Origin of the sequence: Burkholderia sp. IT-111MI5, assembly GCF_949752865.1 — a bacterium.
GTDB classification, from domain to species: domain Bacteria; phylum Pseudomonadota; class Gammaproteobacteria; order Burkholderiales; family Burkholderiaceae; genus Burkholderia; species Burkholderia pyrrocinia_C.
The window spans coordinates 1,231,258-1,257,783 of sequence record NZ_CATKIF010000011.1; the positions used below are offsets into that span (position 1 = coordinate 1,231,258).

The following is a 26,526-nucleotide window of genomic DNA, read 5'->3' on the forward strand; positions in this document are numbered from 1 at the left end:
GCCGAAGGGCCGGCTGCGCTTCGATATCGCGGCCGCGCTCGCGAAGACGGCGGTCATTCCGGCGCGGCCGCGCGCACGGTCGGCGCCGTGCCGACGGTCGCGAGCGCGCCACCCGCTCAGCTTTCGAAATACCGCGGCCGGTCGATATCGGCAATCAGCCCCGGCTGCGTCGGCGCCCAGTCGAGCCATGCACGCGTGCGCTCGCTGGTTGCGGGCGCATCCATCCCGACGAACATCGCGAACCAGCCGAAGTGCTCGCCGGCTTCCGCCGCCGGTTTCGCGACGACCGGCACGTTCAGCCGTCGGCCGATCACCGCCGCGATCTCGCGGAACGGCACCCCCGTATCGTCGACCGCGTGATAGCGCGCACCGGCCGCACCGCGTTCGATCGCGAGCCGGTACACGCGCGCCGCGTCGAGCCGGTGCACGGCCGGCCAGCGGTTGTCGCCATCGCCGATATAGGCCGATGCGCCCTTCTCCCGCGCGATGGCGATCAGACGCGGCACGAACGCGTGATCGCCGTCGCCATGCACGGACGGCGGCAGGCGCACGACCGATGCATGCACGCCACGCGCTTCAAGCGCGACCGCAGTGGCTTCGGACGCACGCGGATAGGCCGCCGACACCGGCACGTGCGGATCGTCCTCGGTTGCCGCGCGGCCGGGTGCGACGAGCGCGAGGCCCGACGTGACGACGAGCGGCCGCGCCGAGCCTGCGAGCACTGCACCGATCGTCTCGATCGCACGGCGGTCGAGTTCGCAGTTCTCCGCGAAACGCGAGAAGTCGTGATTGAATCCCGTGTGGATCACGGCATCGGCGGCCTCGGCGCCGCGCTTCAGGCTGTCGAGATCCTCCAGCGATCCGCGGTGGACATCGGCGCCTGCGGCTGCAACCGACGCGGCAGCCGCGTCGGACCGTGCAAGCCCGAGTACCGAATGGCCGGCGGCAACGAGTTCGGCAACGACGGCGGAGCCGACGAATCCCGATGCTCCAGTGACAAAGACACGCATGTTCAGCACCTCCGGATGGAATGGAGGATTACTATCCGTCGACGGCCGCTCGCGGTGAAGACGTGACGGTTTACCGGTAAACGAACTAACAGGCTATGGCAGACGCACCCGACAACCTGCTCGGCGCGTACCTTCGGGATCGCCGCGAGAAACTCGACCCGGCCGCACTCGGCCTGCCCGTCACACGCCGCCGCACGCCGGGCCTGCGGCGCGAGGAAGTCGCGCAGCGCGCGCACGTGAGCGCCGCGTGGTACACGTGGCTCGAACAGGGGCGCGGCGGCGCGCCGTCGGCCGACGTGCTCGACCGGCTCGCCCGCGCGCTGATGCTGAACGAAGCGGAACGCGAGCACCTGTTCCTGATCGGCGTCGGCCATCCGCCCGAAGTGCGCTACCACGCGACCGACAGCGTGACGCCGCGCGTGCAGCACGTGCTCGATTCGCTAGAAGCGAGCCCCGCGATCGTACGTTCCGCGACATGGGACGTCATTGCATGGAACGACGCCGCGGCCGCGACGCTGACCGACTATGCAACGCTGCCACTGGAGCGGCGCAACATCCTGCGGCTGATCTTCGACGATCAGCGCGTGCGCGATGCGCAGCCGAACTGGAAACAGGTCGCGCGGTTCGCGGTGGGCGCGTTTCGCGCCGATGTCGCGCGCGGCGGCGCAACGCAAACCGTGCAGGCCTTCGTCGACGAAATGCGTGCAACGAGTGCCGAGTTCGACGCACTGTGGCGCGATCACGATATCCGCGCGAATGAGGAAGGCACCAAGGAGATCCGTCACCCGGCCGTCGGGCGGATCGCGCTCGAATACTCGGCGTTCGCGGTAAACGGCCGGCCCGACCTGACGCTCGTGATTTTCACGCCGGAGACGGCTGCCGATCGCGCGCGCATCCGGACGCTGGTCGCGGCGCGCGAAAAAGCCGGCACGGAACAGGCGTCGGCCGCGTAACGACGCCCCCGCCGAAGCACGCGGCGACGAAGTGCCGATCCTGCGCCGCCTCGGCCGCGCCCATCCTTCCCCGCCATCCCGCGTCGTCCCATCGCAATTCGCACTGGTTCCCAGTCGAATATTTAATTTTCACCTGGCGTAGCGCGCGCTTACCCTTTCGGCATCGCATCACAGGGCCACCGGCCCCTTCCTGGAGCATCCCGATGACCGACCCCGGCACCGCGCAAGCCGTACACCGCCCGCACGCGGCTTCCGTGTCCTATGCCGCACTCGCACTGCTGGTGCTGGCCGGCCTCAACCTGCGTCCGTTCCTGACCGCGTTCGGCCCCGTGCTCGACGTCGTGCGCGCCGACACGGGCCTCGGCTTTCGCGCGGCCGCGCTGCTGACCACGCTGCCGTTCGTGCTGATGGGCGTCGTCGCCGGAGTCGGCGTCGGGCTCGCGCGGCGCTTCGGTGAGCAGCGCGCGCTGGCCGCCGCGCTGGTGCTGATCGCGGCCGGCTGCACGGCGCGCCTGTGGACCGGCGGCAGCGCGGGCCTGATCGCGACCGCGATCGTCGCGGGCGCCGGCGTCGCCGTCGTTCAGGCGCTCGTGCCCGGCCTCGCGAAACGCTGGTTCGTCGACCGGCTGCCGCTCGCGATGGGCCTCTATTCGGCCGCGCTGGTCGGCGGCGGCGCATTCGGCGCGGTCGCGGCGCCGTGGCTCGCCGCACACGGCGGCTGGCATCTCGCGCTCGCCGTGTGGGCCGTGCCCGCGCTCGTCACGCTCGCACTGTGGCGTGCGAAAGCGCCGCGCGACACCGTGCATGCGACGGCCGCATCGGCGCCGATCACCGCGTTCGCACGCATGCCGCGCGCGTGGCAGCTCGCGCTGTTCTTCGGCCTCAGCAACAGCGGCTATGCGAGCCTCGTCGCATGGCTGCCCGCGTTCTACCGCAGCATCGGCATGGGCCCGCAGGCGAGCGGCAACCTGCTCGCGTGGATGGCGCTGTTCCAGGCGATCGGCGCGCTCGCGATGCCGATGTTCGCGAAACGTTCGCCCGACCGTCGCAATGTGCTGTGGCTCACGCTCGCGCTGCAGGCGGCCGGTTTCGCCGGGTTCGCGATGCTGCCCGCGTTCGCGCCGTGGCTCTGGGTCGCGAGCGTCGGCCTCGGTCTCGGCGGCTTCTTCTCGATGAGCCTGATCGTCACGCTCGACCACCTGCCCGACGCGTGGCTCGCGGGCGCGCTCGCGGCCTTCGTGCAGGGCGTCGGCTTCCTGACCGTCGCGGCGAGCCCCTGGCTGATCGGCTGGCTGCGCGATGCGGGCGGCGGCTTCGCGATCGCGTGGTGGATGCATATCGCGGTGATCGTGGCGATGGCCGCGCTGAATGCGGTGTTCTCGCCCGCCGGCTATCGGCACGGCATGGCGCGCATCACCGGCGCCGTTCACTGAACCGCCTTCCCCGATCGGGACGATCGCCGGCCTCTTCCCGCGACCGTCCGACCACGTCGCGGCAGTCGTCGGTACAGGCGATCTCGGGTTCCTGAAGACCGCGAAGGGTACGAACTTCGAGTTCGCGAGAATTCTTCACGGATTGCTGCGGATGTCGCTTGACGACTGCGGATTCAACCCGTCGATGCTTTCATGCGCAATCGGCAAGCGGTCGCTACCGAGCGGGTCCGGGTATCCAGTCCGATCAGGTTCCAGTCGCGGGCATCTCCGGCAGCGCGATCTCGACTCCGCGGCGGTGCAGTGCCGAGAGCACGTGATACACGACCTTGAAGCACATCACCGGCAGTGCGGCACGCCAGCTCCCGCGGAGATTCCCTGCCAGCAGATTGACGATGCCGTCTCGCATCCACAAGCGATTGGACGGTGCCATGAAAAGCGTACGCATGACAGGATCGTTCACTCGATAGATCAGCCAGCTGATCCGATCCATTGCCTCCGACAGTTCCCGGTTGGCTGCTTGCGCAAGCTTCTTTCCTCGTACCGGATCGTCGAGCCAAACGTGGGCGGCCTGCGCGCCGAGTTCTCCGCCAGTCATTGCCATCAATACGCCTGTCGAGAACATCGGATCGACAAATCCGTACGCATCGCCGATCATCAGAAAACCGTTGCCGTTGCCCTCGCGCGCGCGATAGCTGTAATTGGCCGTGCTGTAGACGTCCGATACGCGCTGTGCACCTTGCGTGCGAGCCGCGACGGTCGGGCTTGAAGCGATACGCTCGGTCAGCAGATCGGTCGGCGTTCCCTTGCGCCCTTTCCATGCCGATTGATCGCCGACAAAGCCGATGCTCATGGTGTGATCGGGTAGCGGGATCAGCCAGAACCAGCCGTCCTCCGCAAGATGAATGCTGATGTAGCCCGCGAGTTCGCCTTCACGACGCGCTACGCCAGTGAAATGCGCATAAACGGCCGCCGTATTGTTGTATTTGTTCGAGGTCTTGACCTTCATCCGCGACGCGAGAAACGTATCGCGGCCCGAAGCGTCGAGCACGTAGCGCGGATACCATTCGCGGGTGCCGCCCGATTCGTCCTGCGCGGACACGACGTGACGTCCGCCGGCGTCGTCCAGCTTGATTGTCGTGACACGAGTACGCTCGACACACTCGGCCCCGCACGCGGCGGCGTGTCTGAACAACAACGCATCGAGGTCCGCACGCCGTACTTGCCACGCGTGCGTACGGTCCCGATTCAGTGCGTTTCCGAACGGAAACGCGCAGCTGCGGCCCGTACGGTCCGAGACGAACTCTGCGCCCGGCTTATGGACACCGATCTCTCGGACCTGATCCAGAACACCAAGCCGCTCGAATATGTCGAGGTTACGTGGCAACAGGCTTTCGCCGATATGGAAACGCGGATGGGCTTCCTTCTCCACGAGCACGACGTCGCGCCCTTTCATCGTCAGGAAGGCCGCCGCCGTCGCACCAGCGGGCCCGCCGCCGATAATCAGCACGTCAGGCCGGCTCGGATCGCTTTTCGATGAGTTCATTGCGCTGGCTTCAAAAAAAGGGCGTATTCATGGACCAAAGCAAATGCGATGGCTGATTGCGGGAATCATCGTGTTGTTGGACGGCGCTCGCCTGCCTGACGCGCGAAATCCGCCGGAGGGGCGCACGGAGATTCAGTGGTCCGACTCGGCAATTCTTGTTTCTGGTCGACGCAATTGCAAGCAGTCCGACAGGTTTCCGACTGCGCGCCCGGACCGATAGTACTATGCATGGTCACCACCACAACCCGGCGCTAAATCAGGCCGAACGAGATGCCGATGTCCCGCGACACGCAAATGCCACACAAACCGCAAGTGCGTGTAGATTAGAACGTCGCTGCGACCTGCCGCCGTGTCTTCGAATCGGTCGCCATCCGAGTCAGTCATGAAGTTGCACTGGAGCCGGCATGAACACGAAGCACAGCAAGAAAGGGCATCTGGAAGCCGCGGCGTCACATCACGAGCAGGCCGCGCGATATCACCGCGAGGCGTCGCGGCATTTCGAGGACGGCAAGGACTTCGCCCACGCCGCTCATCAGGCGATGATGGCCCATGGCCACACGTTGCATGCGATCGATCAGGCACACGACGCCGGCGCGCACGGTGCCAATACGCCATCGACAACGCCTTCATCGACCGGCTCGGCCGCAAGTGCCGCGGACGTGGCAAAACTTCATGCGGCGGCCGTCGAGCTTCACACGCAGGCAGCGCAGCACATGCGCCACGCCGTCAAGCTCTTCGAGCAGGATCGCAGTGCGGCCACCCACGACGCCCAGCTGGCGCTCGCCCTCGCACTGCGCGCTTTGTCTCATGGCAACGAAGCAGCCAGACTATTCGTCAAGCTCGCGGCCAGTGGTACTGCGTGAATCGAGGTTAGTCACCTCTTGTTCGACGAAGTATTCGGCGTGACGCGGCACCCGTGTGCGCACGCCGCACCGGGTAGTCGCGCGGACCCACGGTCGTGGGCCTCCCGTACCGATCCGCGCATGGCCAGGTTCGCGCAATCCGGCGCGCCGCTCCCGACTACGCAGTTCGTCCCAGCAGGTCCGTTGCGAACGACTTCGCATGCGCGACGGCCGCTTGCGGGTCCGGGAACACGCCGAGCTGCTCCCAATGCTCTTCGGCCGCGTACGTTCCCTTCACGCCGAGTGCCCGCTGAACGCGCAATTGCGCTGCGTATCCGCCGTCCTCCAATGGTCGGGCCGTCGCGATGACCTTGTGCGGAAGGCCTGATCTTTCCGGCTGAACCAACTCGACAGGACCGCCAGATGCACCGATATCCTTCAACTCGTTCCTCGCATTGCAGTCCGGGCAGTAGAAGCACCACCCGTCGTCCTCTTGCCTGGACCTGACCTGCCCGCGAGCCAGCACGGCACGACATTCAACGTTTTCGCAGATGAACGGCATAGCAGTCTCCGGAGTAGTTTGGAAGAAATCCTAGCATGTCCGTCGACGGCCAACCATCGGCATTGTCGCGTTGCCCGACGCTGACGAAACCCTCACGCGCGAGCCGCCGCCAGCGCGGCGACCGATCGGATCAATAGCGACTGCGCCCCCACAGCGTCGCTGGCTCGTCGAGCAGATGACGCAACCCGCTGCGTTCGATCATGCGTTCCGCGACTTCGTTCACACGCTCGAGAACCGCATTCTCATCGAACGACAGCACGCGCCCGCCGACCATCGTCATGTACACATCGGCCGCGTTCGCGAAGCACGTCACGCGATACACGGGCATGTTCATCGGCATCATGTGCGACCGGAACAGGTCGACGAGAAGACGCGAATGGCTCGCGTAAGCAAGCTGACGAAACGGCAACGCGCGGCGACGCGCGACGCCGCTATACGGTTTTCCCGGCTAGCCCGTGCATCGGCCGCCGCAGCGCGGCATCGAACGGGTTGGTGCGCGGCCCGATCGCGTCGGCCTGGCGCCGCAGCAGTTCGACGACCATCGGCATCCGGTCGTCGCCGAGCCGCGACGCGAGCGTGCCGACGCTCAGCGCGCCGACCGGGTACCCGGTGCGATCGAGGATCGGCACCGCGACGCCTGCCATCCCGTCGAGCACGCCGCTGTTGCGGCCCGCGTAGCCGAGCTGCCGCACGCGTTCGATCTCGGTGCGCAGGTACACCTCGTCGAGCACGCCGTAGCCGCGGATGCGCGGCACGTTGAAGCGGATCACTTCCTCGCGTTCGGCTTCGGGCAGGAACGCGAGGATCGCGAGGCTGCCCTGCCCGACGCCGAGCGCGATGCGCCCGCCGATGTCGCCGGTAAACGAGCGGATCGGGAACGGCCCTTCGCACAGGTCGAGACACACCGCGTCGAAGCCGCTCTTCACGAGCAGGAAGATCGTCTCGCCGAGGCTCGCGCACAGCCGCAGCAGCGCCGGACGGCACAGCGTGCGCATGCTGCTCGGGTTGCCGGCCAGCGCGGCGAGCGCGAAGAAATCGACGCTCAGCCGGTACAGCTTCGACTGCTCGTCCTGCTCGACCATCCCTTCGGCGATCAGCGATTGCAGGATCCGGTGCGCGGTGCCCTGCGTGAGGCCGACGGCCTTCGCGAGATGCGTGACGCGCACGCCGTCCTGCTGCATGCCGGCCAGCGCACGCAGGATCGCGAACGCGCGCTGCAGCATGCCGGTGCCCGGCGCGCCGGCCGGATCGGCTTCGTCGTCGGCGCCGGGCGCGCGCCCGGCGGGCGTGCCGGGCATTCCGGACGAAAGGGGTTCCTGCATGCCGGCTCTCCTCGATGATTTCATTGAACGGAATACGGTAGCCGCCATTGTCGTCCGGCCGAAATTCCGCGGGCATCCGGGTGTGCACGGGATTGACGCGCGCATTTCGCAGTCCGGCCACCCTTCATCCATCGGAACAATTTGCACGCGATACAACGATCCGTTCCGCTCACCGGAATTTTTCTGAAATTCATCCCGTTCAGCAGAATTCGAAATTGACGCTCCGAAATATGGCTGGCTAGAGTCCGCGTCATCGGCACATCGGCCAGGCGGTGTGCAAACCCGGAGTTCCCCATGTCGTTTCTCACGCTTACGGATCTGACGAAAACCTTCGGCGAGCTCACCGCCGTCGCCGACGTCAACCTGTCGGTCGAACAAGGCGAATTCGTGTCGCTGCTCGGGCCGTCGGGCTGCGGCAAGACCACCACGCTGCAGATGATCGCCGGCTTCGTCGACGTCACGCGCGGCCGCATCGCGCTCGACGGGCAGGACATCACGCACCTGAAGCCGAACCGCCGCGGGCTGGGCATCGTGTTCCAGAGTTATGCGCTGTTTCCGCACATGAGCGTCGCGGAGAACGTCGGCTTCGGCCTCGACATGCGCGGCGTCGACAAGGCCGAGCGCGCGGAGCGCATCCGCGCGGCGCTCGCGCTCGTACGCCTCGATACGCTCGCGCACCGCTTTCCGCGCGAGCTGTCGGGCGGCCAGCGGCAGCGCGTCGCGATCGCGCGCGCGGTCGTGATCGAGCCGCCGGTGCTGCTGCTCGACGAACCGATGTCGAACCTCGACGCGAAGCTGCGCGAGGACATGCAGTTCGAGTTGCGCGCGATCCAGCGCAAGATCGGCACGACGACGATCATGGTCACGCACGATCAATCGGAAGCGCTGTCGATCAGCGATCGCGTGGTCGTGATGGAAGCCGGCCGCGTCACGCAGATCGACACGCCGTACCAGGCCTACGAGCGCCCGGAGAACCGCTTCGTGTCGCAGTTCATCGGCAAGGCGAACCTGCTGCCGGGCACCGTCGTCGCGCACGACGGCGACGCGATCCGCATCGACCTCGGTCACGACCTCGCCGAAACCAGGCGTACCGCGCACCTGCCGCCGCGCGAGCGCGACATGCGCGTCGGCGATGCGGTGTCGGTCTGCATCCGTCCCGAGAAGCTGCGGCTGTGCGCGCCCGATGCGGGCCGCTTCGCCGCGACCGTCACGAGCCGCTTCTTCCTCGGCAGCCAGTGGCTGTACCGCGTCGACAGCGCGCTCGGCGAAGTGCTCGTGTGCTGCCAGAACGAAGGCGCGGAGCCGCTCGCGGAAGGCGCGCCGGTCGGCATCGACTGGCACAGCGACGCGGTGCGCGTGATGCGCCGGGAGGCCTGAATGCGACAGCCTTCCCGCCCGCTGCCCGCCGACGGCGCGCCGGCCCTCGCCGTCGCACGCCGTGCGCCGCGTACGTCGGTGCGCGCAACCTGGCGCGCGCATGCACCGCTGTGGCTGATGTGCGCGCCCGCGTTCGTGCTGTTCGCCGCGCTCGTGCTCGTGCCGCTCGCGATGACGTTCGTGCTGACGTTCTACCGCTACGACCCGGCCACCGGGCCGATCGCCGCGCTCCAGTTCGGCAACTACGCGGAAGTGCTCGGCTCGTCGTACTTCCACACGATCTTCGCGCGCACGTTCGGCATCGCCGCGCTGACGACCGCGATCTGCGTCGCGATCGGCACGCCGGAAGCGTACGTGCTGTCGAAAATGCGCGACCCGTGGCGCTCGCTGTTCCTGCTCGCGATCCTCGCGCCGCTGCTCGTGTCGGTCGTCGTGCGCGCGTTCGGCTGGAGCATGCTGCTGAACACGAGCGGGCTCGTGAATCAGGCGCTCGGGCTCGCCGGCCTCGGGCCGTACAAGCTCGAATACACGACCTTCGCGATCGTGATCGCGCTGGTGCACGTGATGCTGCCGTTCATGGTGATTCCGGTGTGGACCGCGCTGCAGCGGCTCGATCCGCAGACCGAGCATGCGGCGCTGTCGCTCGGTGCGTCGCCGTTCACGACGCTGCGCCGCATCGTGCTGCCGCAACTGATGCCGGGCGTGCTGTCGGGCAGCCTGATGGTGTTCGGGCTGTCGGCCAGCGCGTTCGCGATTCCCGGCCTGCTCGGCGGACGCCGGCTGAAGGTTGCAGCCACGGCCGTCTACGACGAATTCCTCGGCTCGCTGAACTGGCCGCTCGGCGCGACGATCGCGGTGCTGCTGCTGGTCGCGAACCTCGTCGTGATGCTCACCTACTACCGCGTACTCGAACGCCGCTACGCGCGCAGCCTCGGAGGCGCATCCCGATGAGAAAGAACGGCCCCTTCGCCCTCGCGTTCCACACGCTCGTGATGCTGTTCGTGCTCGCGCCGCTCGCGATCGTCGTGCTGGTCGCGTTCACGCCCGACGAAACGCTGACGCTGCCGACCCACGGGCTGTCGCTGCGCTGGTTCCGCGCGATCCTCGACTATCCCGACTTCGTCACCGCGTTCTTCAACAGCCTGAAGCTCGCGTTCGCGTCGGCGACGCTGTCGCTCGCGATCGGTTTGCCGGCGGGCCTTGCGATCGGCCGTTCGGCGTTTCCCGGCCGCGCGTTCCTGAACGGCCTGCTGCTGTCGCCGTTGGTGATCCCCGGCCTCGTGCTCGGCATCGCGCTGCTGCGCTTCTTCGCGCTGATCGGCGCGACCGGCTCGTTCGCGTGGCTCGTGCTCGCGCACATGATCGTCATCACGCCGTTCGTGATGCGGCTCGTGCTCGCGTCCGTCGCGGGCCTCGACCGCAGCATCGAGCAGGCCGCATGCTCGCTCGGCGCGGACCCGTGGACGACGTTCCGCCGCATCACGCTGCCGATGATCGTGCCCGGCATCACGGGCGGCTGGCTGCTCGCGTTCATCAACAGTTTCGACGAACTGACGATGTCGATCTTCGTCACGTCGCCGCAGACGGTCACGCTGCCCGTGCGCATGTACATGTATGCGACCGAATCGATCGACCCGATGATGGCGTCGGTGTCGGCGCTCGTCATCTTCATCACCGCCGGCGCGATGCTGCTGCTCGATCGCGTGTACGGCCTGAACCGCATCCTGATCGGTCAACACTGATGTCGACTCCCGCTTCCCGCTCCAAAAACGATCCGGCCGACGGCGCGCAGTTCGTGCGCGTCGCCGAACGCGAGCGCGCCGCCGTTGCGTTCACGCTCGACGGCCGGCCCGCGCACGCGCTCGCCGGCGACACCGTGCTCACCGCGATCCTCATCGCGCAGCGCCGCGTGCGCGTCAGCGAATTCAGCGGGCAGCCGCGCGCGGGCTTCTGCCTGATCGGCGCGTGCCAGGACTGCTGGGTGCGCACCGAGGCCGGCGCGCGCGTGCGCGCATGCTCGACGCCGATCGTCGAAGGCATGCGGATTCTCACCGCCGTTCAACCGGCCGCGACCGGAGACACACAATGAACGCCGCACTGCAACCGGTGATCGTCGGCGCGGGGCCGGCCGGCGTGCGCGCGGCCGAGGCGCTGGTCGACGCGGGGCTGCGCCCCGTCGTGATCGACGAGAACGCGCGCTGGGGCGGGCAGATCTATCGTCAACCGCCGGCCGACGGCGGCTTCGCGCGCGGCAAAAGCACGCTGTACGGATTCGAAGCCGCGAAGGCCGATGCCGTGCACCGGACGATGGCCGCGCTGCTGCCGCACGTCGACTACCGGTCGAACACGCTCGCGTGGGCATGCGGCGCGGGCCGCGTCGATACGCTGCAGGACGGGCGAGAAATTACCGTGCCGTACTCGCAGCTGATCATAGCGAGCGGCGCGACCGATCGCATGCTGCCCGTGCCGGGCTGGACGCTCGCAGGCGTCTATACGCTCGGCGGCGCGCAAGTCGCGCTGAAGGCGCAGGGCTGCGCGATCGGCCGGCGCATCGTGTTCGCGGGCACGGGGCCGTTGCTTTATCTCGTCGCGTACCAGTATGCGAAGGCCGGCGCGCAAGTCGCGGCCGTGCTCGACACGAGCCCGCTGCGCCGCCAGGCTGCCGCCGCGCCCGCGCTGCTGCGCATGCCGTCGACCTTCGCGAAGGGGCTCTATTACATCGGCTGGCTGCGTGCGCATGGCGTCGCGATCGAAACGGGCGTCACGCTCGAACGCGTGCTCGGCGAACAACATGTGACAGGGCTCGCGTGGCGCGCAGCCGGCGGCGATGCGCAGCCGCGCGTGCTCGATTGCGACGCGCTCGGCCTCGGCTTCGGCCTGCGTTCGGAAACGCAGCTCGCCGATCTCGCCGGCTGCCGGTTCGGTTTCGATCCGGTCAACCGCGCATGGCTGCCCGAGCGCGACGCGGCCGGCCGCACGTCGGTGCGCGGCATCTACGTCGCGGGCGACGGCGCGGGCATCGCGGGCGCCGACGCGGCCGAAGCGTCGGGCCGGCGTGCGGCGCTTGCGTTGCTCGACGATGCCGGCATCGCGTCGCCATCGCCGTCCGGCAAACCTGACGCGGCGATGCTAGAACGCACGCTCGCCCGCATTGGCGCATTCCGCGCGGGCCTCGAAGCGGCATTCGCGCCGCCCGTCGAGCAGGCCGCACGCTGCCCCGACGATACGATCGTGTGCCGCTGCGAGGAAATCGATGCTGGCACGCTGCGCCGCTGCATCCGTGGCGGCGCGGCGACCGAACTCAACCGTCTGAAAGCGCTGACGCGCGTCGGGATGGGTCGCTGCCAGGGCCGCATGTGCGGCGACGCGGCCGCACTCGTGCTGGCCGCCGAAACCGGCCGGCCGCTCGTCGAGGTCGGCCGGTTGCGCGCGCAACCACCCGTGAAGCCGTTCCCGATCTCGGCCGCGCTCGCTGGCGACGACGTCGCGACGATTCCCGACGAGGCGCGCGATGAGTGAGAACCGGCATTACGACGTCGCGATCGTCGGCGGCGGCCTCGTCGGCGCATCTGCAGCGCTTGCACTGACGCGGCGCGGCCTGCGCGTCGGGCTGTTCGAGCGGCGCGACTGCGGCGCGCAGGCGAGCGGCGTGAACTACGGCGGCGTGCGCTGCCAGGGCCGCCCCGCCGAGCAATTACCGCTCGCGCTGCGCGCACGGCGCATCTGGGATCGCCTGCCCGAGCTGATCGGCATCGATGGCGAATTCGTCGTGTCGGGGCACTTGCGGCTCGCGCGCAGCGACGCCGATCTCGACGCGCTCGACGCGTATGCCGCGCTTGCTGGCGAGCACGGCTTGCCGCTGCAGGTGATGCGCGGCGACGCATTCCGCCGTCGTTATCCGTGGCTCGGCCGCGCGGCGCTCGGCGGCTCGCTGTGCGAAACCGACGGCCATGCGAACCCGCGCCTCGTGTCGCCCGCGTTCGCGCGCGCGGCCCGCGCGGCGGGCGCGGACGTGTTCGAGCACACGCCGGTCGACGACGTCCGGCACGACGGCGCGCGCTTCCACTTCCAAGCGGGCGGCCGCGCATGCACCGCGACGTGGCTGATCAATTCGGCCGGCGCATGGGCGAACACGATCGCCGAGCGCTTCGGCGAAGCCGTGCCGATGGAGCCGATCTACCCGAACATGTGGGTGACCGAGCCGCTGCCGCCGTTCATCGCGCACAACCTCGGCGTGTACGGCGGCGGCGTATACGCGCGGCAGGTCGCGCGCGGCAACTGCGTGATCGGCGGCGGGCGCGGCCGCGGCGACGGCGAATTCGGCCAGTCGTCGGTCGATACGACGCGCGCGGTGATGCGCGACGCGTGCGCGCTGCTGCCCGCACTGCGCGACGCGCTGCTGATCCGCACGTGGAGCGGCGTCGAAGGCTGCACGCCCGACCACAACCCGATCATCGGCGCGAGCCGCACGACGCCGAACCTGCTGCATGCATTCGGTTTTTCCGGCGGCGGTTTCCTGCTCGCGCCCGGTGTCGGCGACGTGCTCGCCGATCTCGTCACGACCGGCGAAACCGCCACGCCACTCGATGCATTCTCGATCGGCCGCTTCTTCCGTCAAGCCGCGCCGACCGCCCCTTTCCCCCAAGAGGAGACCTCTCGATGAAACTGCTCGGTACGATCGCGGCCGCCGCCGCACTCTGCATCGCGGGCGCCAGCGCCCCCGCGTTCGCGCAAACGAAGACGATCTACATCGGCATGAACGGCGGGCCGATGGAAAAGGCCTATACGAGCCAGGTGCTGCCCGAGTTCGAGAAGGCGAACAACGTGAAGGTCGTCGTGGTGCCCGGCACGTCGTCGGACGTGCTCGCGAAGCTGCTTGCAAACCGCAACAAGCCGCAGATCCACGTCGCGTTCCTCGACGACGGCGTGATGGCGCGCGCGGTCAGCCTCGGCGTGTGCCAGAAGCTCGACGATTCGCCGGTGCTGAAGGAGCTGTACCCGTTCGCGCGGATGAAGGACGACGTCGGCGCGGGCGTGCAGCTCGGGATGACCGGCATCGCGTACAACAAGAAGCTGTTCGCGGAGAAAGGCTGGGCGCCGCCGACGTCGTGGATGGATTTCGCCGATCCGAAATACAAGGGCAAGGTCGTGTTCCAGTCGGCGTCGAGCAGCACGTTCGGGCTGCACGGCTTCCTTGCGATCAACCGGCTGCTCGGCGGCAGCGAGCAGAACGTGGAGCCCGGCTTCAGCAAGTGGGCGAGCACGGTCGGGCCGAACGTCGTCGAGTACATCCCGAACTCCGCGAAGATCTCCGAGATGGTGCAGACCGGCGAGGCCGGCCTGTTCCCGCTCACGCCGACGGGCGTCGGCGACCTGCAGGACAAGGGCATTCCGGTCGCGTATGCGAACCCGAAGGAAGGCCCGGTGCTGCTGCTCGTCGACCTGTGCGTGGTCGCGAACAATCCCGATCCGCAGCTCGCGCAGAAGCTCGCGCAGTTCCTGCTGTCCGCGCCCGCGCAGACGAAGGCCGCCGAGGCCGGCAAGCAGATCCCCACCAACCGTCTCGCGAAGATGCCGGCCGGGATGCAGCAGAGCCTCGGCAATGTCGACGATCTGGTGCGCAAGGTGACGGTGGTCGACTGGGCCGCGATCAACGCGCGCCGCGCGCAGTGGGATACGCGCTGGAATCGGCAGATCGAGCGTTGATCTTCTCCTGACTACGCGGACGTCCGCAACGCACGCTGCCCGGCCGCGAGCGCGGCGCCCGCGAACAGCGTCAGCGCCGAATACACGAGCCCGCGCGCGAGCCCCGCGCTGTCCGACACCCAGCCGATCGCGACAGGCCCGGCAATCTGACCGAACGCGAAGACCGTCGTAAACGCGCTGATCCCCTTCGCCCAGCCGTCGGGCGGCAGGTTGTGCCGCACGAACGCGGTCGTCGATGCAACGGCCGACAGGAACGTCGCGCCGAACAGCACGCCCGACGCAAACGCGGCGGCCGGATGTACGAATATCGCGGGCATCAGCGTCGCGATGCCGAGCAGCGCGTTGAGCACGGCCAGCGCCTGGCCGCCGCGCATCCGGTCGAGCAAGCGCGACCACAGCCGCGCCGAGACGACGGTCGCGATGCCGAGCATCACGTAGAACGCCGATACCACCGTGCCGCTCATTCCCGCGCCGCGCAGCAGCGCGACGATGAACGTCATATAGCCGATGTAGCCGACTCCGAACAGGCCGTAGCCGGCCAGCGCGAGCGCGAAGCGGGCCGGGCTCGCGGTGACGGCCGGCACCGCGCCGTCGCGTGGCGCAGCCTGCGCCGCGTGCGCGCGCTCGATACGACGCGCGGCCGACACGGCCATCGCCGAGAACAGCACGCAGGCAACCGCGAGCGCGAACCATGCGGGCTGCCAGCCGTGCACACCATGCGTGAGCGTGGCCGGCACGAGCAGCGACGACGCGACGATGCCCCACCCCGTGCCGCCGTAATAGAGACCGAGCAGCAACCCCGCATCGCGCGGCGACGCCGACGCGAGCCGCGCGGCCAGCACGCCGCCGCTGATGAAGATCAGCGCGCTGCCGACGCCGGTCGCGAGCCGCTGCACGAGCAGCGTGTGCATGTCCGACGTGAACCCGCATGCGGCCATCAGCAACGCGGTCAACGCGCAGCCGGCCGCGAGCAGCGTGCCCGCGCGCCGGCGCCGCGACAGCATCGGAAACGCGAGTGCGCCGATCAGGTAGCCCGCGGCGTTCGCGGTGTTCAGCGCGCCGGCCTGTGCGAACGTCCAGCCGAGATCGGCCTTCATCGGCGGCAGCAGTAGCGCATACGAAAAGCGCGCGAGGCCGAGCGCGATCGCGCTGCCGAGCGACAGGCAGATCGCGAGCCGCCACGCGGCCATGCGGTCGGAGTCGATTGCGCCGGCGTCCGGCCGCGATGGGTCGGCACGCTCCGGTTGCAGCACCGTGGGCATCAGGTTGTCTCCATCGTTGTTCGAGTCGTGCCGCCGGGACAGCGGCGTGCGCGGCCGCGTCCGTCGCGCAGGATCGTCAGATGGTGCCAGAAAACCGGGGGCGCCGTCGCGCCCGGCCAGGCGCGCGGTTGCCGTGCGCGATCGTCTTTCATTAATGACGCGATTCGAAATGATCGGCGTCATTACATTTCCGATTTAAAAGAATCACCGAAATCATTTAATCGTCCGCGATCCCGATAATTGGAAAATCAGATCGGCCCCATTATTCGATTTATCTGCCTTTTTCTCGCATCGTTTGCCGGAATTTCCCGTGTTTAGCGGGCTTTTGCTAAAAATCTTGCCACGCATTGCATTCGCAAATTCGTCAGACTATTATCGACGCCACTCGTCCGGCATTCACGAAATGCCGGATGAGGAGCGGCGATCTTTTAGCCACGCTTCATGTTGAATCACTCATGTTCACCACAGGAGAATTGACATGCAGGAAACCCAGCAGATCGAATTGCTTGACTGGATGCAGGAAGACACGCACCCCGAGGCCGTCGACATGATGGTCGAGGACGCCGTGGTGCCGTTCGGCACCGCGCTCTGGCCGGTCTGAGCGGGCCACCCGTTCTCGCGGAAGGGCCGCGGCCCTTCCGCCGCTTCCGGAGACACGCATGCTGAACCTGCACCGCGCGCTGGGCTTTCACCCCGCGCTGCGCGACAAGCTCGCGCGCGGCGAGTCGGGAAAACTGCTGGTCGGTTATGACACCCGCAACCGCGACATCGCGTTGCGCGCATTTGCCGCCCTGCCCGATTCGCTCGACGCGACCACCCTCTGCCTCGAAACCACCCCGCCCGCCGACATCGCCGCCGCGCTCGATCGCGCCGACCTGTTCGTGCTGCTGTACGACTCGTCGTGCCTGCCGACGCCGTCGCCGAGCGGGCCGCCGTTCCTCGCGGCGATCCGCCCCGCGATCGTCGAGCACTGGGGCAAGTCGGTCTTGTTCAAGGATTACGGCCCGCATCTGGACGAGGCATTCGCCGAATCGCTCGACGACATCGCGGCACGCAACGGCCGGCTGATCGAAGCGGCCGCGCGCGCGTCGCAGATCCGCTTCATCGACGAAGCCGGCAACACGCTGACGGGCTCGCTCGCGCCGGACCAGAAATGGACGAGCGTGGACGGGATGGGCAATCTCGACATCGTGCCCGGCGAGATCGCGACGCACGTCACCGACCTGAACGGCTCGGTCGTGTTCAGCGGCACGTTTCTCGGCACCGTGCCGTTCGCGATCAAGTACAAGGTGGCCGAGCGGCTCGCGACGCTGCATGTCGAAGGCAGCACGATCATCGATTTCGACAGCGACGACGCGGGCTTCCGGCGCGACTTCTCGACCTATCTCGACCGGCACGCGAATCACCGGCGGATCGAGGAATTCGGCATCGGCACGAACCTCGGGATCCGCGGGCTGTACGGCCGCAATGCAGGATTCGAGGAACGCCATCCGGGCCTGCATCTCGGGCTCGGCGGCGGCGAAAACGGCAGCCATCATCTCGACCTGATCTTCGCGCGCGGCACGCTCGCGCTCGACGAGCGGATCGTGTTCGACGGCGCATTCGCCGTCTGACGAAGCAGCGGCGTGCTCAGGCTTCGGCGGCCGCCGCGTCGCCGAGCCACTTGAACATCACGTAGCAATCGACGAACCCGAGCCGCGCGTGACGGTACGCGCGCGGCAAGCGGCCGACGATCTCGAACCCCAGCTTCTGCCACAGCGCGACCGCGATCTCGTTCGTCGCGACCACCGAGTTGAACTGCATCGCGAGGAAACCGCGCTCGCGTGCAACCTGCTGCGAGTGCTCGCACATCAGGCGCGCGACGCCGCGGCCGCGCGCGGCCTCGCTCACCATGTAGCCGCAGTTGCATACGTGATTGCCGGGCCCGGCCGCGTTCGCCTTCAGGTAGTACGAACCGAGCAGCACGCCGTCCTCTTCGGCGATCCACGTGCAGAGCGGTGCGTCGAGCCACAGTGCGCGCGCGGCCTCCGGCGTCGGTGCGGGATCGAATGCATAGGTTTCCTGAGCAGCGACGATGGCGCGGTAGGTCGGCCAGAAGCGCGGAAAATCGTCCTCGGTCATCGGGCGAAGCGTGATCATGCGGGTTCTCTCGTGAAGGCGATGTTGGCCGGAAGGCAATCGATCGTACCGCGATTCGTCGATGGCTGACGTCCCGCGGCACGCCGCTGCGGTGCGCGGCCGGCGGCATGCGGTACCGGCGCTCAAGCGCCGGCGAGAAACCCGACAGGCGCTCGTCGCCGCGTCGCCGGCAGGTTTGCCGTTCACGTCATTCCCTCCGGACACACCACACTCGGCGCGTGCCTCGTCATCGCGCCATCGACACAGGCCATTCGGCCGAATCGCCGCCGTACGCACCGGATGAAAGAATGATCGTCGTCCGGGAAGCCGGCTTCGCTGCCTGAAACCCCGAACCATGAAGGCGCCGCATGCGCTCCGGCCGCGGCGCCGCTGCGTTGCATGCCGTCTCGATCCGACGACCGGCGCCACGTGCATTGCACCCCGCTCACACCGCCTGTGGCAGGCCGCATGGCAGCCTCGTTTCCCTCACCGCCTCTGTAGCTTATAAGTTACAATGCTATCCAAGTTCGAACTGCTTCGCTATCAGCGCGACGACGGTCGCGAGCCTTTCACCGAATGGCTGAACGCCGTGCGCGACAAGCTCGCCCAGGCACGGATTCGCGAACGCCTGCGCCGCGTGCAGACGGGCAACTTCGGCGATTGCGTGCCTGTCGGCGAAGGCGTGATCGAACTGCGCATCCACGTCGGTGCCGGCTATCGCGTGTACTTCGGCCGGCACGGCGGTGCACTGGTGCTGCTGCTGTCCGGCGGCGACAAGGGCAGTCAACCCGACGACATCAGGCGCGCAAAGGAACACTGGTCGAACTGGAAACGGAGGCAAACATGAACAAGCTCAAAGGCGCGGTATCGCACCACGACGCGGAAGTCGCCGAGCTCGGCGCCGATCGCGAACTCGCGGTGGCCTATCTGCGCGTCGCAATGGAATCGCTCGACGATCCCGACAACCGCGCGGCCGCCCTGCTCGCGCTGCGCACGGTCGCGGAAGCGTACGGCGGGCTCGGTGCCGTCGCGGCCGAAGCCGGCATCAGCCGCGAATCGCTGTATCGCACGCTGTCCCCCAACGGCAACCCGACGCTGAAAACCCTGCTCGCGGTGCTCAAGACGGTCGGCCTGCGCCTGTCCGTCGTCCCCGCGCAGCACGCGCACGCGTAAGCGGCGCACGGCCGGCCTGCCCGCTCACGGCCTGGTCATCCACACCAGCAGCATCCCGGCCGGCGCGGCATTCATCCCCGTCGGCGGATGCTCGATCGTCGGCTCGACCGCCAGCGCCTGCGCGATCGCCGCCGCATCGTCGATCGGCGTCGTCCTCACGATCGTTATCAGCCTCGCCGGCCGGTGCAGCGTTTCGCGATACAGTGCGCCGTACCACAGCGGCCGCGTGCCGAGCGCATCCTGCAGCGCGTACGGATAGCGCCACAGCCGCAGCACGACACGGCTTTCCGGGTGGCCCGGATCGACGCGGACGAACACGCGGCGCGTGCTCTCGCCGTGCGTGTAGCGCGGCAGCACCGGTAGCGTGTCGGCCGGCGCCTGCGGCAACAGCCAGCGCAGCGCGGTGGCAGGCGACCACGGCGTCGCGCGCTGCCAGCCGGCCTGAGCGAGATGGCGATCGAGCGTGTCCGACGTCGCGCTCCATTGCAGCGGCAGATATTCCTCGCGATCGCCGCCGATCTCGGTGCGCCGCGTCGGCACGCGCTGCCACCCGCCGCGCATCCACTGATCGACGGTCATCGCAACCACGTCGCCGACATGCGGGCGCGCCGCGCGGTCGAGCTGCCATTGCGCGGGAACCGTCCATACGCCGGCCGTCGCGAGCACCACGACCACCGCGACGAGCGCCCCCCTCGACTGCACATGCTCGCGCACGCGCCAGTACGCATAAGCGCCGGCGAGCACCGCGAACCACGCCAGCCCGAGGCTCCAGCCGCCGAGCAAACCCGACAGCCACGTGTCGCCGACATACAACCGCGCGAAGCCGCCGAGCACGATCCACAGCACGACCGCCGTCACGACCGGGATGCGCCACCGCGCGGGTCCGTCGTGCGCGAGCACCCAGCCGAGGCCGCTGCTCGCGAGAATCGCGAACGCGGCATCGGCATCGGGCAGCGGCATGTGCGGTGCGCCGGGCGGCAGGCTCGCGGGCGTCGCGCCGGGCACGCCCGCGCCGAACACCGGTACGAGCACGACGGCGATGCCGATCGTCGCGAGCCACCACGCGGACGTCAGCCAGCAGCGATGAATCATCAGCCAGACGAGAAACGCGGCCGCGACGATCAGCCCCGTATCGTGCCCGTGCAGCACCGCGAGCGCGCTCATCGCGGCATCGACGGGCGGCGTGCGCAGGTTCTGCAGGAACGCGTACAGCGCGATGTCCGCCTGCATCAGCGGATCGTTCGCGACGACATCCTGCACGAGCCCCGCGAACAGCCACACGCAGCCGACGAACAGCAGCGCAAGCACGGGCACCGCGCCCGGCAGGCGGCGCACGTGCGCGATCGTGTCGTGCAGCCGCGCGCCGAAGCGCGGCCAGCGGCGCGCGCAGGCGTGCACGACTTCGACGAGCGCGCGACGCAGCAGCGGCCAGCCGCGCCGCAGCGCGACGCGCACGCCGATCCACACCAGCGCGACCAGCGCGGCGACGACCGCCAGGATTGCGGCGACCCGCACGCTGATCGCCGCGGCCAGGACGGCCGATGCGCCGAACAGGATGCCCGGCGCCACATGCACGGGCGCCCACACGAGTGCCGATATCACGTTGACCGGATAGAACGACCGGCGCGGCAGCATCGCGCAGCCGACGACGACCGGCACCACCGCGCGCACCGGCGCGAGGAAGCGCGCGAGCACGATGCTCTTCATGCCGTGACGCAGCACGAACTCCTCGCCGCGCGCGTAAGCGGCTGCATAGCCGAAGCGCGCCCACGCGTTGCGGATCACCCCGCCATAGTGCCGCCCGAGCTCGTAGCTGATCCCGTCGCCGACCACGGCGCCGACGGCCGCGACGCCGATCGTCGTCCACCCGTCGAGCGCGCCCGCGCCGATCAGCGCGCCGGCCGCGAACATCACGGCACCGGCCGGCACGACCGTGCCGACCAGCGCGATCGCCTCGGCGCAGGCGGTCAAGAACACGATCGCCAGCACGAGCAGCGGATGCGCGCCGATCGCGCCGATCCACGCGTGGATCGTGTCGCTCATCGCGCACTCCAAAGCGGTGCGGCCCGGTGTGCGAACACCGGGCCGGCAGTGGCGTGGGAAACGTTCATCGCGAGGTGCGCGCGGTCGCGCCGGCGTCGGAAGTCAATCGAACTCGTACTGCCGCGCATCGGCCTCGAGCGGCGCATCGTGGTATCCGACCGTCGCGATCTCGTGCAGATAGCGCGCGAGAAACGCGCCGATCGACCCGGCGGCCTCGAATTGATGCACGTGACGGAATTCGTGGGTCAGCAGGCGGCGCGTGTCTTGCCCGCGCAGCACGAACACCGCATGGCCGAGCGTGAGCCCGATCGTCCCCGGCGACAGCAGCCCCGTGTCGCGGGCGATCGCGGCAAGCGTTGGCGTTTCGGGGAACGGCATGCGGTCGACGATCACGACGCGGATCCGCTCCGGCTGCGCGACGCCCACGGTGCGCGCGTCGTCGGCCTGCGCCGGCGTCAGCGGCGCGCCCTGCGCGATCCCGCGCGCCGCTTCCGCTTCGGCCCATGCGACGGCGGCAGGCAGTGCGGACGGAAGGATATCGGCAAGGTCGATCATCGCGGGGCTCCTCGGTTGTCGCGGTGGCATCGGGCACCAGTTTAGTCCCGAATCGGGGCCGTTCGCGGGGCGGTTCGCGTGACGCCGCGCTGGTCCGCCCCGGGCGCGTCAGCCATCAGGGAATACCCTATTCCACAAGCGGTCCACGCTACTCTCCTTTCCGTCGATTGCTTCGGTTCAGTACACATTCCGGGGTCGGATATCTCGAAAATTTCCCGGATGTGTACCGTTTTGGGATTCGGCGGAATATATTGATCGGAAGAACAGTCGCGGCGGCAACCGGACGGCAGGGTCCGCGGCGTCATCCCGAAGAGGGTCGCTCGATGATCAGGGTAATTCTGGCTGACGATCACGCAGTCATGCGGGACGGACTGCGTCATATCCTGGAAAGGGCCGGCGGTTTCGAAATCGTCGGCGAGGCGAGCGACGGTCGGGCCACGCTCGCGCTGGCCGAGCGCAGCGCCGCGGACGTGCTGCTGCTCGACCTGTCGATGCCCGCGCCGACCGGCATCGAGCTGATCCGGCTGGTCAAGAGCCATGCGCCGTCGCTGCGCACGCTCGTGCTGACGATGCACGCCGAGGCGCAGTACGCGGCGCGCGCGTTCAAGGCCGGCGCAACCGGCTACCTGACGAAGGACAGCGCGACCGCCGAGCTCGTCGAGGCCGTCGGCAAGGTCGCGGCGGGCGGCGTCTACGTGAGCCCGTCGGCGGCCGAAAGCCTCGCGCGCACGCTGCGCACGCCGGCCCAGATGCTGCCGCACGAACGGCTGTCCGCGCGCGAACTCGACGTGATGCACCGCATCGTCGCGGGCCAGACCGTCACGCAGATCGCGTCCGAACTCGCGCTGAGCGCGAAGACGGTCAGCACGTACAAGACGCGGATCCTCGAGAAGATGGAACTGCCGCACGAAGCCGCGCTGGTCCGCTACGCGATGCGCCACGATCTCGACCCCGGCGTCGACGACGCATGACGACCACCCTCCACTTACCGCCCGCCCCCGCGGACGACGCCGATCCGGACGCGTCGCGCCTGTTCATGTCGTCGCTGCCGCCCGGGCGGCGCGAGCGGCGGCTCGCGATCGCGACCGTGCTCGTGTCGGCCGTGATCTTCGCCACGCTCGCGCCGTTCGCGGGCATGCCGCTCGCGCCGGGCTGGGCGTTCATCCCCGTGTACCAGTCGGCGATCGTCGTCAACGACATGGTGACGGCCGGCCTCCTGCTCGGCCAGTACGCGATCCTCCGCGAGAAAGCACTGCTCGCGCTAGCGGGCGGCTACCTGTTCACGGGCTTCATGGCCGGCACGCACATGCTGACCTTCCCTGGGCTGTTCGCGCCGACGGGCCTGCTCGGCGCCGGCGAACAGACCACCGCCTGGCTGTACCTGTTCTGGCACGGCGGCTTTCCGCTCGCGGTCGCCGCGTACGCGCTGCTGCGCGCGGTGTCGCGCACGCGCCCGATCCCGGCCCCGCAGCGCCGCGCTGCGATTCCGGTGGTGCTCTGCATCGCCGCGGCGGTCGCCGCGACGGCCGCGCTCGCGGTGCTCGCGACCGCCGGCCACGACCTGCTGCCGCGCATCATGCACGGCAACCGGATGGCCGCGACGATGAAGAACGCGATCACAGTCGTCTGGGGGCTGAACCTGGTTGCGCTGATGCTGATGTGGCGACAGCGGCGCCGCCATTCCGTGCTCGACCTTTGGGTGATGACCGTGCTCGTTGCCTGGCTGTTCGACATCGCGCTGTCGTCGATGCTGAATCACGGGCGCTTCGATCTCGGCTTCTACGCGGGCCGCGCATACGGCCTCGTCGCGTCCGGCGTCGTGCTGTTCGCGATGCTGTTCGAGAACGGCCGGCTGCATGCGCAGACGGTGCGCGCACTGGCCGGCGCGCGCTACCAGCATCTGCTCGTCGTGCAGAAGAGCGCGCAGTTGAACGAGGCGAACGAACGGCTCGAACAGCGCGTCGCCGCGCGCACCGCGCAACTGAGCGCATCGAACCGCGACCTGCGGCGCGAAGTCGAGGAGCGCGTGCGCGCGGAGCGGGCGCTGCAGGCGTCACGCGAGGAACTGCGCGAGATCGCCGCGATCAGCGCGACCGCGCGCGAGGCCGAGCAGCGCCGCATCGCCCGCGAGCTGCACGACGAACTCGCGCAGACGCTCGCGGCGCTGAAGAACGATCTCGAATGGCTGATCGACCGCGTGCCGCAGGACGACGCGCCGCTGGCGCGCAAGATCGCGGCGATGCACACGATGGCACGCGGTGCGGTGGCCGCGACGCGGCGCATCGCGTCGGACCTGCGCCCGCTGATGCTCGACGATCTCGGCTTCGCCGCGGCGATGCAATGGCTCGTGGAGGATTTCCGGCACCGTCACGGGATCGCGTGCGCGCTGCACGTCGAGCCGCCCGAACTGCAGCTCGACGAACCGTATGCGACGGCCGTGTTCCGCATCGCTCAGGAAGCGCTCGCGAACATCGCGCGGCATGCGGCCGCGTCGCATGCGGACGTGGACCTCGTGCACCGGGACGATGCGATCGCGCTGACGATTCGCGACGACGGCGCGGGGTTCGATCCCGGTGCGCCGCGCAAGTCGAGTTCGTTCGGGCTGGTCGGCTTGCGCGAGCGTGCGTATCTCGTCGGCGGCACGTTGCAGATTACGACGACGCTCGGTGAAGGTACGACGGTCGAGGTGGAGATTCCGCTGTCGCATCCGCAGGTGGCGGTTGCGCACGGCGGGGATGGGGCTTCGGGCGGGTAGGTCGGCGGGATGCGATGGCGCGGCGTCGCTGACGCGGTCAGTGGTAGTCGTCTTCTCGTTGATGCCGGACGGCGAGGATCGTGACTTGCTCCGCGATCCTCGCTGTCCCGATGGCTTACTCAACCGCTTTTGTCGCCCGTGCCGCTTTCAGCATGCGCTCGAGTTCTGCCTGAACGTTTGCAGCATCGATGTATTCGCCGGTCCGCCGCGCCTCGTCGCGCGATGCCAGGCCATGCGCGACAAACTCGCGCTGCACGCGCCGGCGTGCAATGCGAGCGCGCAACGCCGATTCGATGAATGCGGAAAGCGTCTCGTTTTTCGCCAGAACGGATTCAGCGGCTTCAAGCAATTGCGGATCGATCCGGAACGCGGGCTTCGTCGCAGAATTCATTGCATTCCCCACGTGTGCCAATAGACCGCACGGTAGCACACCGGCACGCGCCAGGAGCGTGAACCGGTTGGGGCAGCCACGCATCCATGCGCGTCACACCCGCGCCGCCACCATCCCCCGCTCCGACCGCGTCCACGCGACCAGCGCGCCGATCCCGAGCAGCGCGAGGCACACGATCGGCACGATCATCGGCCCGAACGCGGTGCCCGTCACCTTGCCCGCGAACGGCATCAGGTTCTGGCTGAAGAAGCCGCCGAGGTTGCCGATCGAGTTGATCGCCGCGACGCTCGCCGCCGCCCGCGCACCGGTGAAATAACGCGGCGGCATCGACCAGAAGCACGGATACAGCAGCGGGATGCATGCGCCGCCGAGCACGAGCGCGATGAAGCGCAGCGGCGTCGACGGCAGCACGAGGCTCAGCAGGAAGCCGAGCGCGCCGAGCGCCGCGACGATCGCAATCGTGCGCAGGATGCTCTTCGCGCGGCGCAGCTTCGCCGGCAGCCACACCAGCAGCAGCACCGCGAGCGCCCACGGCAGCATGCTCAGGAAGCCGTTCGTGCTGCTCGACACGCCGAACGATTTCACGAGCGTCGGCAGCCAGTACGTGACGCCGTACAGCGACGTCGACATCAGCATGTAGGTCGCCGCGAACAGCATCACGCGCGGATCGAGCAGCGCCTTCCACGGCTGGCCGTGCTCGGCCTGCGCGGGCTTCTCGCGCTCCAGCGCGGCCGCGACGATCTGCTTCTCGCGCTCGTCGAGGAACGGTGCCTCGCGAAACGACGCGGGCAGCACGCGGAACACGACGATCGCGACGATCACGGCCGGGATGCCGGTTGCAATGAACACCCACTGCCAGCCCGCCAGCCCCCATACGCCGTTCAGGCTCAGCAGCACGCCGCCGACCAGCGAGCCGAGCATGTTCGCGAGCGCGCTGCCGAGCGTGAAGATGCCGAGCACCTTCGCGCGGTAGCTTTGCGGAAACCACAGCGTCAGGTAGTAGATCACGCCCGGATAGAAACCGGCCTCGGCGATGCCGAGCAGGAAGCGCAGCGTGCAGAATGCGGGCATCGACGTCGTGAAGCCCATCAGCACGGTGATGAGGCCCCACGTCAGCATGATCCGCGCGAGCCATACGCGTGCGCCGTAACGATGCAGCGCGAGCGTGCTCGGCACCTCGAACAGCAGGTAGCCGATGAAGAACAGCGACGACGCGAGCCCGAACGCGGCCTCCGTCATCCCGAGGCTGTGCACCATCTGCAGTTTCGCGAAGCCGACGTTCTGCCGGTCGATGAACGCGATCAGGAACATCACGACGAGGATGGGCAGCAGGCGCCGCGCCACCTTCGACATGATGCGCTGTTCTTCGGCGGACGCGGGGTCCAGGGTTTCGGTAGCGTTCACTACGGGCTCCTTGCGTAAATCGGTTGCGTGTCGGTTGAATCGGCGCCGCGCAACGAAGGCGCAAGCGCGGAATGTTT

27 protein-coding genes are annotated in these 26,526 nt (G+C 68.4%); 16 read left to right on the forward strand and 11 right to left on the reverse strand.

Annotated features, from left to right (window positions below):
• Positions 1 to 116: 116 nt before the first annotated feature.
• Positions 117 to 1,010, reverse strand: coding sequence for an SDR family oxidoreductase (locus ACM6JT_RS13795; RefSeq protein ID WP_414856670.1), 894 nt, complete (start codon positions 1,008 to 1,010; stop codon positions 117 to 119).
• 95 nt (positions 1,011 to 1,105) lie between these two features.
• On the opposite strand from ACM6JT_RS13795, the gene ACM6JT_RS13800 reads away from it, so the two are divergent.
• Both ACM6JT_RS13800 and ACM6JT_RS13805 read left to right on the forward strand, forming a co-directional pair.
• On the forward strand, positions 1,106 to 1,963 hold the full coding sequence (locus ACM6JT_RS13800; protein WP_414856671.1) for a helix-turn-helix transcriptional regulator: 858 nt from the start codon (positions 1,106 to 1,108) through the stop codon (positions 1,961 to 1,963).
• A gap of 203 nt (positions 1,964 to 2,166) precedes the next feature.
• Entirely contained in the window at positions 2,167 to 3,396 is a 1,230-nt protein-coding gene (locus ACM6JT_RS13805; protein WP_414856672.1) for a cyanate transporter, read from the forward strand.
• 244 nt (positions 3,397 to 3,640) lie between these two features.
• Here the strand turns inward: ACM6JT_RS13805 and ACM6JT_RS13810 are convergent, their stop codons facing one another.
• Positions 3,641 to 4,939 (reverse strand): NAD(P)/FAD-dependent oxidoreductase, encoded by a 1,299-nt coding sequence (locus tag ACM6JT_RS13810; protein WP_414856673.1) that lies wholly within the window; start codon positions 4,937 to 4,939, stop codon positions 3,641 to 3,643.
• 404 nt (positions 4,940 to 5,343) lie between these two features.
• Between ACM6JT_RS13810 and ACM6JT_RS13815 the strand changes: the two genes are divergently transcribed.
• Positions 5,344 to 5,802 (forward strand): hypothetical protein, encoded by a 459-nt coding sequence (locus ACM6JT_RS13815; protein WP_034182089.1) that lies wholly within the window; start codon positions 5,344 to 5,346, stop codon positions 5,800 to 5,802.
• 157 nt (positions 5,803 to 5,959) lie between these two features.
• Here ACM6JT_RS13815 and ACM6JT_RS13820 read toward each other — a convergent pair whose 3' ends face one another.
• The 3 genes from ACM6JT_RS13820 to ACM6JT_RS13830 all read right to left on the reverse strand — a co-directional run bounded on the left by ACM6JT_RS13820 (position 5,960) and on the right by ACM6JT_RS13830 (position 7,665).
• Positions 5,960 to 6,343: a hypothetical protein gene (locus tag ACM6JT_RS13820; RefSeq protein WP_034182088.1), complete on the reverse strand. Its 384-nt coding sequence runs from the start codon at positions 6,341 to 6,343 to the stop codon at positions 5,960 to 5,962.
• A gap of 130 nt (positions 6,344 to 6,473) precedes the next feature.
• Entirely contained in the window at positions 6,474 to 6,677 is a 204-nt protein-coding gene (locus tag ACM6JT_RS13825; RefSeq protein WP_235212517.1) for a hypothetical protein, read from the reverse strand.
• A gap of 97 nt (positions 6,678 to 6,774) precedes the next feature.
• Positions 6,775 to 7,665: an IclR family transcriptional regulator gene (locus ACM6JT_RS13830; protein WP_105389704.1), complete on the reverse strand. Its 891-nt coding sequence runs from the start codon at positions 7,663 to 7,665 to the stop codon at positions 6,775 to 6,777.
• A 294-nt stretch (positions 7,666 to 7,959) separates the two neighbouring features.
• Here ACM6JT_RS13830 and ACM6JT_RS13835 point away from each other — a divergent pair, with 294 nt between their 5' ends.
• Genes ACM6JT_RS13835 through ACM6JT_RS13865 form a run of 7 tightly spaced genes read left to right on the forward strand, consistent with a single transcriptional unit; the run spans position 7,960 to position 14,748 of the window.
• Positions 7,960 to 9,042, forward strand: a complete 1,083-nt coding sequence (locus ACM6JT_RS13835; RefSeq protein WP_175746579.1) for an ABC transporter ATP-binding protein — start codon at positions 7,960 to 7,962, stop codon at positions 9,040 to 9,042.
• Positions 9,043 to 9,993, forward strand: a complete 951-nt coding sequence (locus ACM6JT_RS13840; protein ID WP_034182084.1) for an ABC transporter permease — start codon at positions 9,043 to 9,045, stop codon at positions 9,991 to 9,993.
• Complete coding sequence (locus ACM6JT_RS13845) at positions 9,990 to 10,784, forward strand: ABC transporter permease (protein ID WP_034182083.1); 795 nt, start codon at positions 9,990 to 9,992, stop codon at positions 10,782 to 10,784. Before ACM6JT_RS13840 ends, ACM6JT_RS13845 begins: the two co-directional genes overlap by 4 nt.
• A complete protein-coding gene (locus ACM6JT_RS13850; protein WP_105389706.1) occupies positions 10,784 to 11,131 on the forward strand; it encodes a (2Fe-2S)-binding protein in 348 nt (115 codons plus the stop codon). Before ACM6JT_RS13845 ends, ACM6JT_RS13850 begins: the two co-directional genes overlap by 1 nt.
• Positions 11,128 to 12,561 (forward strand): FAD-dependent oxidoreductase, encoded by a 1,434-nt coding sequence (locus tag ACM6JT_RS13855; protein ID WP_414856674.1) that lies wholly within the window; start codon positions 11,128 to 11,130, stop codon positions 12,559 to 12,561. Before ACM6JT_RS13850 ends, ACM6JT_RS13855 begins: the two co-directional genes overlap by 4 nt.
• The gene (locus ACM6JT_RS13860; protein WP_414856675.1) at positions 12,554 to 13,705 is read left to right on the forward strand and encodes an NAD(P)/FAD-dependent oxidoreductase; all 1,152 of its coding nucleotides are present in this window, start codon (positions 12,554 to 12,556) and stop codon (positions 13,703 to 13,705) included. Before ACM6JT_RS13855 ends, ACM6JT_RS13860 begins: the two co-directional genes overlap by 8 nt.
• Positions 13,702 to 14,748, forward strand: coding sequence for an ABC transporter substrate-binding protein (locus ACM6JT_RS13865; RefSeq protein WP_131946903.1), 1,047 nt, complete (start codon positions 13,702 to 13,704; stop codon positions 14,746 to 14,748). Before ACM6JT_RS13860 ends, ACM6JT_RS13865 begins: the two co-directional genes overlap by 4 nt.
• 11 nt (positions 14,749 to 14,759) lie before the next feature.
• Here ACM6JT_RS13865 and ACM6JT_RS13870 read toward each other — a convergent pair whose 3' ends face one another.
• Entirely contained in the window at positions 14,760 to 16,010 is a 1,251-nt protein-coding gene (locus ACM6JT_RS13870; protein WP_105389710.1) for a YbfB/YjiJ family MFS transporter, read from the reverse strand.
• Between the two features lie 478 nt (positions 16,011 to 16,488).
• Between ACM6JT_RS13870 and ACM6JT_RS13875 the strand changes: the two genes are divergently transcribed.
• Together ACM6JT_RS13875 and ACM6JT_RS13880 are read left to right on the forward strand one after the other, a co-directional pair.
• A complete protein-coding gene (locus ACM6JT_RS13875) occupies positions 16,489 to 16,611 on the forward strand; it encodes a hypothetical protein (RefSeq protein WP_006479692.1) in 123 nt (40 codons plus the stop codon).
• Positions 16,612 to 16,669: 58 nt separating this feature from the next.
• On the forward strand, positions 16,670 to 17,623 hold the full coding sequence (locus ACM6JT_RS13880) for a leucyl aminopeptidase (protein WP_105389711.1): 954 nt from the start codon (positions 16,670 to 16,672) through the stop codon (positions 17,621 to 17,623).
• 16 nt (positions 17,624 to 17,639) lie between these two features.
• On the opposite strand, the gene ACM6JT_RS13885 is transcribed toward ACM6JT_RS13880, so the two are convergent.
• Positions 17,640 to 18,149, reverse strand: a complete 510-nt coding sequence (locus tag ACM6JT_RS13885) for a GNAT family N-acetyltransferase (RefSeq protein WP_131946923.1) — start codon at positions 18,147 to 18,149, stop codon at positions 17,640 to 17,642.
• A 493-nt stretch (positions 18,150 to 18,642) separates the two neighbouring features.
• Here ACM6JT_RS13885 and ACM6JT_RS13890 point away from each other — a divergent pair, with 493 nt between their 5' ends.
• On the forward strand, positions 18,643 to 18,975 hold the full coding sequence (locus ACM6JT_RS13890; RefSeq protein WP_034182076.1) for a type II toxin-antitoxin system RelE/ParE family toxin: 333 nt from the start codon (positions 18,643 to 18,645) through the stop codon (positions 18,973 to 18,975).
• Positions 18,972 to 19,301, forward strand: coding sequence for an addiction module antidote protein (locus ACM6JT_RS13895; protein ID WP_175746588.1), 330 nt, complete (start codon positions 18,972 to 18,974; stop codon positions 19,299 to 19,301). Before ACM6JT_RS13890 ends, ACM6JT_RS13895 begins: the two co-directional genes overlap by 4 nt.
• A gap of 24 nt (positions 19,302 to 19,325) precedes the next feature.
• Here the strand turns inward: ACM6JT_RS13895 and ACM6JT_RS13900 are convergent, their stop codons facing one another.
• Complete coding sequence (locus ACM6JT_RS13900; RefSeq protein ID WP_243566122.1) at positions 19,326 to 21,344, reverse strand: VTT domain-containing protein; 2,019 nt, start codon at positions 21,342 to 21,344, stop codon at positions 19,326 to 19,328.
• A 102-nt stretch (positions 21,345 to 21,446) separates the two neighbouring features.
• Complete coding sequence (locus ACM6JT_RS13905) at positions 21,447 to 21,899, reverse strand: hypothetical protein (protein WP_034182074.1); 453 nt, start codon at positions 21,897 to 21,899, stop codon at positions 21,447 to 21,449.
• A gap of 323 nt (positions 21,900 to 22,222) precedes the next feature.
• Between ACM6JT_RS13905 and ACM6JT_RS13910 the strand changes: the two genes are divergently transcribed.
• Together ACM6JT_RS13910 and ACM6JT_RS13915 are read left to right on the forward strand one after the other, a co-directional pair.
• Entirely contained in the window at positions 22,223 to 22,870 is a 648-nt protein-coding gene (locus tag ACM6JT_RS13910) for a response regulator transcription factor (RefSeq protein ID WP_034182073.1), read from the forward strand.
• The gene (locus tag ACM6JT_RS13915; RefSeq protein WP_414856676.1) at positions 22,867 to 24,654 is read left to right on the forward strand and encodes an MASE4 domain-containing protein; all 1,788 of its coding nucleotides are present in this window, start codon (positions 22,867 to 22,869) and stop codon (positions 24,652 to 24,654) included. The genes ACM6JT_RS13910 and ACM6JT_RS13915 overlap by 4 nt, the downstream gene beginning before the upstream one ends.
• Before the next feature lie 115 nt (positions 24,655 to 24,769).
• Here ACM6JT_RS13915 and ACM6JT_RS13920 read toward each other — a convergent pair whose 3' ends face one another.
• Together ACM6JT_RS13920 and ACM6JT_RS13925 are read right to left on the reverse strand one after the other, a co-directional pair.
• Positions 24,770 to 25,045, reverse strand: a complete 276-nt coding sequence (locus ACM6JT_RS13920; RefSeq protein WP_414856677.1) for a YlcI/YnfO family protein — start codon at positions 25,043 to 25,045, stop codon at positions 24,770 to 24,772.
• A gap of 93 nt (positions 25,046 to 25,138) precedes the next feature.
• Positions 25,139 to 26,449 carry an MFS transporter gene (locus ACM6JT_RS13925; protein WP_414856678.1) on the reverse strand — a complete coding sequence of 437 codons (1,311 nt, stop codon included), beginning with the start codon at positions 26,447 to 26,449 and terminating at the stop codon, positions 25,139 to 25,141.
• Positions 26,450 to 26,526 lie beyond the last annotated feature (77 nt).